Genomic DNA, 406 nt, shown 5'->3' on the forward strand with positions numbered 1-406 from the left:
CGGAGTGATGAGGGCGATCCCGTCGGGTTTGTTCATCGCCTTCTTCTTCTCTGCCTGCGGCGCATCCCCGTGCCATTTGACCACCGGGATCTCCATGCTCTCGCACAATCCTTCGAGGCGCCGGAACTGGTCGTTGATGAGCGCCTTGAGCGGGCTGACGTAGAGGACCGAGAAGCCGGACGCGTTGCGCTCCGCGATCGACGTCAGGATCGGGAGGAACGCCGCTTCCGTCTTGCCGGCCGCGGTCGTCGCGGAGATCAGGATATCGCGATCGCCGTCGAGGACGGCGAGGATCGTGCGCGCCTGTATCTCGCGCAATTCGTCCCAGCCCTGGTCGCGGATCCAGCGACGGATCTTGGGATGGAGCAGGTGATAGGCGGCTTCAAGTCCCGAGCCGGAAGCTGGT

The 406-nt window shown here is 64.3% G+C and carries 1 protein-coding gene; it reads right to left on the reverse strand.

Annotated features, from left to right (window positions below):
- The coding region (locus tag AC5ZGW_RS47295) for a DEAD/DEAH box helicase (protein ID WP_496114294.1) at positions 1-406 on the reverse strand (406 nt) is incomplete at both ends.

The organism is Bradyrhizobium sp. Crot121 (assembly GCF_059512385.1).